This is a genomic window from Halorubrum sp. 48-1-W (assembly GCF_003287355.1).
Classification (GTDB): domain Archaea; phylum Halobacteriota; class Halobacteria; order Halobacteriales; family Haloferacaceae; genus Halorubrum.
This window is the reverse complement of record NZ_QMIM01000014.1, coordinates 24,793-35,603: the sequence shown is the minus strand read 5'-3', so window position 1 is coordinate 35,603 and position 10,811 is coordinate 24,793. Positions and strand designations below refer to the sequence as shown.

6 protein-coding genes, 1 tRNA gene and 1 pseudogene are annotated in these 10,811 nt (G+C 66.9%); 6 read left to right on the top strand and 2 right to left on the bottom strand.

What is annotated here, in order from left to right; translation table 11 throughout:
• Nucleotides 1–6: 6 nt before the first annotated feature.
• The 3 genes and pseudogenes from DQW50_RS18715 to DQW50_RS07530 form a co-directional block, all read left to right on the top strand.
• A pseudogene (locus DQW50_RS18715) lies at nt 7–426 on the top strand (DNA topoisomerase IV subunit B); the annotation flags it as partial.
• Nucleotides 423–2,963 carry a DNA gyrase subunit A gene (gyrA, locus tag DQW50_RS07535; protein ID WP_112078681.1) on the top strand — a complete coding sequence of 847 codons (2,541 nt, stop codon included), beginning with the start codon at nt 423–425 and terminating at the stop codon, nt 2,961–2,963. The pseudogene DQW50_RS18715 and the gene gyrA, both read left to right, overlap by 4 nt.
• Nucleotides 2,964–3,044: 81 nt before the next feature.
• Nucleotides 3,045–5,075 (top strand): AMP-binding protein, encoded by a 2,031-nt coding sequence (locus DQW50_RS07530; RefSeq protein ID WP_112078680.1) that lies wholly within the window; start codon nt 3,045–3,047, stop codon nt 5,073–5,075.
• Nucleotides 5,076–5,140: 65 nt separating this feature from the next.
• Here DQW50_RS07530 and DQW50_RS07525 read toward each other — a convergent pair whose 3' ends face one another.
• Entirely contained in the window at nt 5,141–5,611 is a 471-nt protein-coding gene (locus DQW50_RS07525; RefSeq protein WP_112078679.1) for a redoxin domain-containing protein, read from the bottom strand.
• A gap of 205 nt (nt 5,612–5,816) precedes the next feature.
• Here DQW50_RS07525 and DQW50_RS07520 point away from each other — a divergent pair, with 205 nt between their 5' ends.
• Together DQW50_RS07520 and DQW50_RS07515 are read left to right on the top strand one after the other, a co-directional pair.
• Nucleotides 5,817–6,116, top strand: a complete 300-nt coding sequence (locus tag DQW50_RS07520; protein ID WP_112078678.1) for a twin-arginine translocase TatA/TatE family subunit — start codon at nt 5,817–5,819, stop codon at nt 6,114–6,116.
• A gap of 49 nt (nt 6,117–6,165) precedes the next feature.
• Nucleotides 6,166–6,238 (top strand) — tRNA-Arg (locus DQW50_RS07515).
• Between the two features lie 182 nt (nt 6,239–6,420).
• Here DQW50_RS07515 and DQW50_RS07510 read toward each other — a convergent pair.
• Nucleotides 6,421–7,098: a DUF1405 domain-containing protein gene (locus DQW50_RS07510; RefSeq protein WP_112078677.1), complete on the bottom strand. Its 678-nt coding sequence runs from the start codon at nt 7,096–7,098 to the stop codon at nt 6,421–6,423.
• Between the two features lie 125 nt (nt 7,099–7,223).
• Between DQW50_RS07510 and DQW50_RS07505 the strand changes: the two genes are divergently transcribed.
• The gene (locus DQW50_RS07505) at nt 7,224–10,808 is read left to right on the top strand and encodes a type II/IV secretion system ATPase subunit (RefSeq protein ID WP_112078676.1); all 3,585 of its coding nucleotides are present in this window, start codon (nt 7,224–7,226) and stop codon (nt 10,806–10,808) included.
• Nucleotides 10,809–10,811 lie beyond the last annotated feature (3 nt).

The following is a 10,811-nucleotide window of genomic DNA, read 5'->3' as shown; positions in this document are numbered from 1 at the left end:
CACAATACCGACGCCGACGTCGACGGAGCCCACATCAGAACCCTCCTTCTCACGCTCCTCTACCGCCACATGAAGCCGCTCTTAGAGGCCGGCTACGTCTACGCGGCCCAACCACCGCTGTACCGCGTTCGGTACCGCGGCGAGACGTACGACGCGATGACCGAAGCCGAACGCGACCGAATAATCGAGGAGGAGTGCGACGGGAACCCGACGCAGGTCCAGCGGTTCAAGGGGCTCGGCGAGATGAACCCCGACCAACTGTGGGACACGACGATGGACCCGGAGAACCGCCGGCTCAAGCGGATCACGATCGACGACGCGGCCGCCGCGGACCGGATGTTCAACGTGTTGATGGGTGACGCCGTCGAGCCGCGAAAGCAGTTCATCAAGGAGCACGCGACCGAGGCGGAGTGGGTGGACATATGAGCTCCGACGTCCCCGACGTCGACCCCGCGGACGTTCGCGCCGCCCAAGTGACGAACGCCCGCATCGAGGACGAGATGGAGCAGTCGTACATCGACTACGCGATGTCGGTCATCGCGGGGCGCGCGCTCCCCGACGTTCGCGACGGGCTCAAACCCGTCCACCGGCGCATCCTCTACGCGATGCACGAGGCGGGCGTGACGAGCAACTCCGCACACCGCAAGTCCTCCTCCATCGTCGGCGAGACGATGGGTGATTACCACCCGCACGGCGACAGCGCCATCTACGACACGCTCGCGCGGATGGCCCAGGACTTCTCGATGCGGTATCCCCTCGTCGACGGGCAGGGGAACTTCGGCTCCGTCGACGGCGACCCGCCGGCGGCGATGCGGTACACGGAGGCGCGCATGGCGCCCATCGCCGAGGAGTTGCTCGCCGACATCGAGCGCGACACGGTCGATTTCACGTCCAACTACGACGACCGCCTCGAGGAGCCGGAGGTGTTGCCCTCGGCGGTGCCGAACCTGCTCGTCAACGGCTCGTCGGGCATCGCCGTCGGGATGTCGACGAACGTCCCGCCACACAACCTCGGCGAGGTGATAGACGCGACCGTCGAGCTGATCGAGAACCCCGACGCCACCGTCGAGGACCTGATGGAACACGTGAAGGGGCCGGACTTCCCGACCGGCGCGAACATCGTCGGGCGCAACGCGGTCCACAAGGCGTACAAGACGGGTCGCGGGCGGATCCGGGTCCGCGCGGAGTTCGACGTCGACGAGGAGGAGGGTCGGATCGTGATCACGGAACTCCCCTTCCAGCAGAACAAGTCCCGGCTCGTCGAGCGGATCGCCGACGACGTGAACGAGGGAGCCATCGAGGGGATCCGCGACCTCCGTGACGAGTCCGACCGCGACGGGATCCGCGTCGTCGTCGACCTCAAACGCGATGCGATGGCCGAGGTGGTAAAGAACCAGCTGTTGGAGAGCCACCTCGAGCGGACCTTCGGCGTGATCAACCTCGCGTTGGTCGACGGCTCGCCGCAGGTGCTCGACCTGAAGGAGACGCTCGAACACTACGTCGGGCACCGCAGGGACGTGGTCCGGCGGCGGTCGGCCCACGAACTCGCCGAACGCGAGGACCGCGCACACATCCTCGAGGGGCGGCTGAAGGCGCTCGAGAACGTCGACGACGTGGTGGAGACGATCCAGGACTCCGACGACCGTGACGCTGCGAGGACGGCACTGGAGGCGAACTTCGAGTTCTCGGAGCCACAGGCCGAACACATCGTTCGGATGCAGCTCGGGTCGCTTACCTCCCTGGAGACACGGGAGATCGAGTCGGAGTACGAGGAGGTCACGGCCCGGATCGAGCGGCTGGAGACGATCCTCGAGGACCCCGACGAGCTGGATTCGGTCATCGTCAAAGAGTTGAACGGGATGAAGAGTGAGTACGGCGACGAACGCCGGACGAGCTTCATCGAGGACACGGGGTCGGTCACCCACGAGGACCTGATCCCCGAAGCGGAGTGTATCGTCGTCATGAGCGAGGACGACTACATCAAACGGATGTCGCTCGGGACGTTCCGGGCACAGAACCGGGGTGGCAAGGGGATCATCGGGGCGGACCTCAAGGAGGGAGACCGCGTCTCCTCGGTGTTCGCGGCCAACTCCCACGACTACCTCCTCGTGTTCACGAACCGCGGACAGATCTATCGGCTGAAGACCTACGAGATACCGGAGATGTCCCGTACCGCTCGGGGGAAGTCGGCCGTGAACCTGCTCGATCTCGACGACGGCGAGGAGATCGAGGCGGTCGTGAACACCGACGACCTCGCCGACGACGAGTTCCTCACGATGGTCACCCGGGACGGGTATATCAAACGGACCGCCGTCGACGAGTTCGACAACATCCGATCGACCGGTATCCGGGCGATCCGGCTGGAGGACGGCGACGAGCTCGTCGACGTCGAGGTGACCGACGGCGGGACCGACATCGTCATCGGGAGCCGCGACGGGATGGCGATCCGGTTCGACGAGGACGAGGTCCGTGCGATGGGCCGGACGGCCCGCGGCGTGATCGGGATCGACTTACGGGCGGGCGACCGCGTCGCCGGCGTGGCCGCGGTCGACGCCGACTACCACAACTGGGTGTTGACGGTGACCGAGAACGGCTACGGGAAGCGGTCGGACCTCTCGGAGTATCGGCCGCAGTCCCGAAACGGGATGGGCCTCGTCGACATCAAGACCGGAAGCCGGAACGGCGAGGTCGTCGCCATCGAGGCGGTGACCTACGGCGATCACCTGATCGCGATGAGCGCGGACGGACAGATCATGCGGACCCGCGTCGAGGAGATCTCGACGGTAAGCCGGAACACGATGGGGGTCATCGTGATGAACCTCGACCCCGACGACGAGGTCGCGTCGGTGGACATCGTCCCCGAGACGGCGTACTCGGGCGGGGACGACGGGGAAGACGGGGGCGACGGGGAAGACGGGGACGACGGGATCGACCGCGAGGACCGGGACGACCGGGACCGGTAGGCCCGATCGGTCCGGATTCCGCTCGAAGACGAGGACGGTCAGGAAAGTTACTTACTGTCCCCGTGGGAACGGCCCGTCGAGATGGACGAGTACGAGGGGATATCCGAGGTGGTCCACGAGCCTGACCACGAGTTCGCAGAGTCGACGAACGTCGCCGCGTTCATGCGGGAGTACGGGATCGACGACTACGAGGAGCTGATCGCGCGTACCACCTCGTCGATCGACGGGGAGCCGGCCTCCGGCGTCGACTGGTTCTGGGACGAGCTCGTCGACTACCTCGGGATCGACTTCTACGCCGACTACGACACGGTACGCGACGACAGCGAGGGGCCGCAGTTCTCCGACTGGTATCCCGGCGGCGAGATCAACGTCGCACACAACGTCGTCGACCGCCACGCCGCCGTCGACTCGCCGAACCGGAATCACGTCGCGCTGATCTGGGAGGGCGAACCCGGCGACGTCCGGGAGATAACCTTCCACGAGCTCCGTCGACAGAGCGACCGGGTCGCGAACTACTTGGAGTCGATCGGCGTCGACACCGGCGACACCGTCGGGTTGTACATGCCGATGGTGCCCGAGGTGGTCTCGATCCTCTACGGCTGTCTGAAGGTCGGCGCCATCGCGGTGCCGATCTTCTCCGGGTTCGGCCGGGAGGCGACGGCGACCCGGATCGACGACGCCGAGCCGACGGTGCTCTTCACCGGCGACGGGTTCTATCGCCGCGGGAAGGAGATCCGGCTGAAGGCGACGGCGGACGCCGCGATCGACGACGCCGGATACGTCGAACACACCGTCGTCTACGATCGGCTCGGCGCGACACCCGGAAGCGGTTCAGGTCCCGGGTCCGGATCGACCGACCCGGTTCCATGGGACGACGACCGCGACGTCACCTGGGCGGAGGCGGTCGGATCGCAACCGTCGTCGTACGAAACCAAGCACCTGGCCAGCGACCGGGAGTCGATGCTCCTCTACTCGTCGGGGACGACGGGAACGCCGAAGGGGATCGTCCACACCCATGCCGGGGTTCTCACGCAGTGTGCCAAGGAGATCCACTTCGGCTTCGATCAGAAGCCCGCAGACCGGTTCTTCTGGGTCTCGGACATCGGCTGGATGATGGGCCCGTGGACGCTGATCGGCAACCACGCCTTCGGCGGGACGGTGGTGATGTACGAGGGCGCGCCGGATCATCCCGAACCCGATCGGTTCTGGGAACTGATCGACCGTCACGGGATAACGCAGTTCGGCATCTCGCCGACGGCGATCCGCGCCCTGCGAAAACACGGCGACGAGTGGGTTGACGGTCACGACCTCTCCTCGCTCCGGATCTTGGGCTCCACCGGCGAGCCGTGGGACCCCGAGTCGTGGAACTGGTTCCACGAGACCGTCGGCAGTGGCGAGTGTCCGATCATCAACATCTCCGGCGGGACGGAGATCTGTGGCTGTTTCCTGATGCCGATGCCGAACCAGCCGTTGAAGCCGTGTACCCTCGGCGGCCCGGGCCTTGGGATGGCTATCGACATCGTCGACGAGACGGGCGAGTCGGTTCGTGAGGATCACGAACGGGGCTACCTCGTCGCGCGCGACTCGTGTCCCTCGATGACGAAGAGCCTCTGGTCGGGTGACGAGCGCTACCTGGAGGAGTACTGGTCGGCGTGGCCCGACCTCTGGAACCACGGCGACTTCGCTCAGAAGGACGAGGACGGCTTCTGGTTCCTCCACGGTCGCGCCGACGACGCCCTCAACGTCGCCGGCAGAAAGGTCGGCCCCGCCGAGATCGAGGGGGTGTTGATCGACCACGACGCCGTCAATCAGGCCGCCGCCGTCGGGGTCCCCGACGAGACGACGGGGACCGCCGTCGTCGCCTACGTCGTGCTCGAGCCGGGCGTCGACGCGAGCGACGACCTCCGCGAGGAGCTTCGCGAACTCGTCGGCGACGAACACGGCAAGCCGTTCCGTCCGCGCGAGTTGCTGTTCGTCGACGCGTTCCCCAAGACCCAGTCCGGGAAGATCATCCGGCGGGCGATCGAGTCCGTCTACCGGGGGGAAGACCCCGGAGACCTCTCCTCGATGGAGAACCCGGAGGCGCTCGAGGGGCTTCGCGATCCGGCCTGAGGGCCGGTTGGTCACCAAGCGTCCATCCGGTCAGGTGCGCCGGGTCGTCGGGACGGCCGGCTTCCTCAGACCGCTGCGTCCGAGACCGCCTCGGCGAGGGCGTCGTAGTCGGGCTCCTGGCCCGCATGCTCCGCGAGCCAGCGGTAGGTCACGGTCCCGTCCGCGTCGATCACGAAGACGGCGCGCCGTGCGACCGTCTCGACTCCGTAGTGTTCGAAGTCCTCGACGGCGTCGTACGCCTCGATCGCGTGCTGGTCGGGGTCGCCGACGAGCCCGAACGGGAGGTCGTACTGGGCCCGGTACGCGGCGAGCGCGTGCGGGAGGTCGGTGCTCACGCCGAGGAGGGTACAGCCGTCGCGGTCGAACCCGTCCCGAAACGCCTCCATCTCGTCGGTACACGTGTTCGAGAACGCCGCCGGGAAGAACGCCAACACCACGGGTTCGTCGCCGAGGTGGTCCGAGAGCCGGAACGGCTCCATCCCGTCGGTCACGAGCGAAGCGGTGAAATCGGGTGCGTCGTCGCCTACGTCGACCATACGAACGCCTCGACGGCCGGGCGTATCACCGTTTCGACCGCCGCGATGAAAGGGAGTGCCCGGTCGCTGTACTCCCCATCGTGGGGCGTACGGTGAGGACGACAGATCGGATCGATCGCGGATTATCGACAGTCTCGCGGCGATTCAGCGCCGGGTGGCTCGTCCAAAAAGACTATAATCGCCACAGGGCTACCCACGTATAGAAATGACAAGCGCGATTCCACTGATCGGCGGTATCCCGGCGGGCCCCGAGCTCCTCATCATCCTGCTCGTGTTGGTCCTCCTGTTCGGCGCGAACAAGATCCCGAAGCTCGCCCGGTCGACGGGCCAAGCGATGGGGGAGTTCAAGAAGGGCCGCGAGGAGGTCGAAGAGGAGCTCCAGAAGATGCAGGAGGGCGACGTCGACACGGAGACGACGGCCGACACGACGGCCGACACGACGCCCGACGAGGTCGAGACCGACACGGAGACCGACACGGAGACGGAAAAGGAAGCGAACGCGTAACCGACGACGTCCCTCCGGGTCCCCGTTCGATCACCCTCTTTTCCATCTCGGGCGCGTGGCCTAGCGGATAGGGCGAGGGGTTCCTAACCCCTCGATCGCGGGTTCGAATCCCGTCGCGCCCGTTCACTCACTCCGTTCGTTCACGGACGCGACTGACCCACGCTCGCTGACGCTCGCGTGGATCCCGTCGCACCCGTTCACCCACTTCGTTCGTTCACAGGCGCGACTGACCCACGCTCGCCGACGCTCGCGTGGATCCCGCCGCGTCCGCTCGCGGCGACCGAAACGAGGTCGACTCGGTCGGTTATCCCTCGTCGGCGTCCAGTCGACGGAAGGACCGGCTCGCGAGCCACACGGAGCCCCCGGCGATCTCGAGGGTAGCGATCGCCAACCCGGCTCCGGGTTCGTACAGCAACGGCGGGTAGTACCCGAACGCGTAGTCGACGACGACGTTTCCGACGCCGAGCGCGCCCGCGAGCGCCAACGCCCCACGTGTGGTCCGCCCGAACGCCGGGAACAGTAGCGCGAGCCCGACGAAACAGAGGTGTGTCCCGAGCACGCCCCAGTAGTAAATCCACGCGTCTGGAGCGGTCACGTACGACTCGAACGCGAGGTTCAGGGAGACGACCGGCCAGAGCCCGAACTGGACGAGCCAGACGAACGAGACGGTGTGGAGGTACGCGAGCGGACGGTTCGCCGGCGTCTCGGTCACCGGATCGCCGGAACCGACGGTCGGCAACAGCGTCGCCAGCGAAAGCGCGCCGAGCGCGACCGCCACCGCGGAGTCGGCGTACAGCGGCCACAGGACCGTCGGAACCTCCTCGAGGGTGACTGCGTAGTAGTCGACGCCGACGAGGAACATGAACGCCGTCAGCCCGAACACGACGCCGAGGCTCCGGGGCGTTCCGAGCAGTTCCTCGGCGACCGCGTCGCGGACTCGTCGACGGACCGCCCGGTTCGAGAGCCGACGGAGACGCGTCACGTCCGCGAGTGCGCGCGGACGCTGTTAAAACCTCACGCTTAAAACCTCACGCTCCCGGCACCGTGGTTATCAATCCCGGGTATTTACGAGACACCTTTTTCAACGTGCGAGGAGTGGTCCGGTTTATGAACGGAGGGGGCACGGAGCGTTCGGTCGCCACGGGGGACGGCGACCGCGGAGCGAGAGCGACGCTCTCGTCCGGCGACGCCGTCAGGGTCGGTCGGTACACCTGGCGGGACTTCCTCGCGGAGCGCGGCCAGGGAGACGTCGCGTCCGTGCTCTACGAGTGGGTCCCGTACGTCCCGTCGGTGCCGGCGAGCGCGGTCAAGGGACGATTCGACGACGTCGACGGGTCGGTCGTCCGGGGTGTCGACGTCGTGGAACCCTTCCTGGCGGACGGGCGGACCGCCGTCGACGGCCACGGCACTCCCGAGGCCGGGACGCTCGTCGTCGGGGACCGGGACGTCGTCCTCGACGGGGGTGCCGTCCTCGACGACGGGCCGATCGGGGCGTCCTGGGGAGCCGAGAGCCGTGCGGTGTCCGACGGCTCCGACGACCTCGACGGGGACGACCTCGACGACCCGGATACCGGGGTGGACCACGCGGGCGACGCGGACCGCCACGTCACCACGGTCGACGGTGCGCCGGTCGGCGAGGACGGGGTGCCGGGGTCGGTCGTCGTCTCGGGCACGGACGTCGAACCCGTACCGGTAGGTCCACCGACGGACCTCGACTGGGAGCGGGTCGCGTTCGACCCGGCGGCGTTCCTCGGATTCGGTCCGACCGAAACGGCGGACCGACTCGGGGCGGGCGCGGCCGTCGCGGAGGTGCTGTGGGACCGGTGTCACGCCCGGTATAACCTCTATGAAGTGCCGGTACTCAAGGGGTACTACACCTGGGACGACTACGCCGACGAGTACTTCTACGACGAGGAGGGGAACCCCCCGCTCGACGACGAGGGGGAGCCGCTGTCGTTCACCCACGCGGACAAGGCCGAGGCGCTGGGGTTCGACCCGGACCGGATCGACGAGGCGCTCTCGTCGGGCGGGGACGCCGCCGCGGAACTCGCGGAGCTGGTCGACGAGCGGACGGTCAACGTCGACCCCGAGCTCGACGAGGACGCGTTCTTCTCGACGGACGACGGGTCGCCCACCCTGGTGAACCGTTACGACCTCGAGAAGGCGGTCCCGATGCCGAAGAAGCGGCACTTCCGGGAGGTGGAGCGCTACTGGGTGAACGAGCCGTACGCGTTCGTTATCGTGTTCCGCTCGACGAAGGAGAACGAGCGAAAGTACTACGCGATCCAGCCGTACATGACGCGGATCGAGTCGGACCTGACCGAGTTCCTCACGGGGAAGCTCCGCACGTCGATCAAGTACGCCGACGAGTCGATCGCGGGCGGCGACGAGACGTTTCGCGAGGGCGTCATCGTCGAGGAGACCAGGACGCTTCTCGACCGATACGGCCTCTACGATGAGACTGCCGGCACGGACGAGTTCGTGACCGATATGCTCGACCGGGTCGACTTCGACCGGCTGGGGATCGACCCGACGGAGGGGTTCGCGGGTCGAATCGCCGAGGCTATCGGCTACCGTCCGGCGGACGACGGGGACGCCGTAGGCGACGACGCTCCCGTGAAGATCAACGCGCGGCCGGAGCCGGCGGTGCTCGAGGAGGACTCACGGACCCTCTCCGCGTACCAGGTGGAGAAGCTGTTGTACTACCTCAAACGCGACTTCATCGGGTACGAGCGGATCGACCCGATCAAACACGACATCAACGTGGAGGACATCTCCTGTGACGGGTACGAGTCGCCGGTCTTCGTCTATCACGCCGACTACGAGCAGATCATCACCAACGTTCACCACGGGACCGACGAGCTCGACGACTTCGTCGTGAAACTCGCCCAGCGGTCCGGGAAGGGCATCTCGAAGCGCCGGCCGCAGGTGGACGCGACCCTGGCGGACGGTTCGCGGGCACAGCTCACGCTCGGCAGGGAGGTCTCCGATCACGGGACCAACTACACCATCAGGCAGTTCAACGACATCCCGTTCACGCCGATCGACCTGATCAACTGGAAGACGTTCTCGATCGACCAGATGGCGTTCCTCTGGCTGTGTATCGAGAACAACAAGAACCTGATCTTCGCCGGCGGGACCGCCTCCGGGAAGACGACGAGCCTGAACGCGGTCTCGCTTTTCATCCCCTCGAACGCGAAGATCGTCTCCATCGAGGACACTCGGGAGGTCGAACTCCCCCAGCGCAACTGGATCGCGTCGGTGACGCGACCCTCCTTCTCCGACGACGACAAGGGCGACGTCGACGAGTTCGACCTCCTCGAGGCCGCGCTCCGCCAGCGCCCGGACTACATCGTGATGGGCGAGATACGCGGCGAGGAGGGTCGGACCGCCTTCCAGGTGATGTCGACGGGTCACACCACCTACACGACGTTCCACGCCGACTCCGTCGGCGAGGTGCTGAAACGGTTCACCACCGACCCGATCAACGTCTCGAAGACGATGTTCACCGCCCTCGATCTTGTCTCCATCCAGACGTCGACGCGGGTCCAGGGACGGAAGGTCCGCCGGAACAAGTCGCTCACCGAGATCAACCACTACGACGCCGAAAACGACGAGATAAACGTTCAGGACGTCTTCCAGTGGCAGGCCGAGACCGACGATTTCCTCCGGATGGGCGACTCGAACGTCCTCGAGGAGATCATGTTCGACCGCGGGTGGAGCAGAGCCACGCTGGACGACGAGCTACGGAAGCGACGTCTCGTGTTGGCGTACCTCATCGACCGCGGGCTCAACAGCTACGCGCAGGTGGCCGCGACGTTCCAGGCGTTCATCAACGACCCCGAGACGGTCCTCGCGTTGATGGCCAACGACGAGTTGGAGCGGTCCCTCGAGGACCTCCGGGAGATGGAGTCGGTCCTGATCGACGTCGATCGGGACAAAGAGGAGATGATCCCGCGGCCGGACCCCGACGAGGCGGGTCGCGAGGAGGTGGCGGCGATCCTCGCGGACGCCGAGGACCTGTTCGAGACCTACCGTGGCACCGTCCCCGACTCGGTCACCGACGCGCTGCTCGCGATCGAGCCAGCCTCCGGCGTCGAAGCCCGGCCCGACAGCGATCGCGAGGCCCTCACGGCGATCGCGGCGGACGCCGCCGCGTTCGAGGCGGAGTCGGCCGAACCGCCCGGTGGGGGGGACGACCACGCGGACGACAGTCCCGAAGACGGCCCGGGAGACGGGCTCACGGCGGTTCCGAGGGACGCGGACGCGGACGTTGCCGGCGGGGTCGACTTCGCCCGGTCGTTCGACGACGGGATCGACGTCGGCGGACCGTTGTCGGACGCCGAGGACGGGACCGACGATCCCGCCGGGGACCTCGACTCGGGCGAGGGGACGCCGACCGAGTCGATCGATCGCCAGTGGGACGAACACGAACACACGCGGGAGGACGACGACCGGACGTGGGAAGACGACCGGACGTGGGAAGACGACGAAGGCGTCGATGAGGAATTTGCTGAGGAGGTCGACGAGGGCGTCGATGAGGAGGAGGGCGATGAGGAGGAACCGGTCCCGGGCGACGGACACGACCCGGGAGGGGACGACGCGGAACGTGAAGCGACCGCGGACGACACCGAGCCGGTCGACGACGGGTGGGGGTTCGACACCGTCGAGCCGACCGAGGAGGGGGGGTAACGC

Excerpts from the sequence above, each read along its gene's own strand:
- gyrA (WP_112078681.1), top strand. The coding sequence starts at position 423 with ATGAGCTCCGACGTCCCCGACGTCGACCCCGCGGACGTTCGCGCCGCC.
- DQW50_RS07530 (WP_112078680.1), top strand. The coding sequence starts at position 3,045 with ATGGACGAGTACGAGGGGATATCCGAGGTGGTCCACGAGCCTGACCAC.
- DQW50_RS07525 (WP_112078679.1), bottom strand. The coding sequence starts at position 5,611 with ATGGTCGACGTAGGCGACGACGCACCCGATTTCACCGCTTCGCTCGTG.
- DQW50_RS07520 (WP_112078678.1), top strand. The coding sequence starts at position 5,817 with ATGACAAGCGCGATTCCACTGATCGGCGGTATCCCGGCGGGCCCCGAG.
- DQW50_RS07505 (WP_112078676.1), top strand. The coding sequence starts at position 7,224 with ATGAACGGAGGGGGCACGGAGCGTTCGGTCGCCACGGGGGACGGCGAC.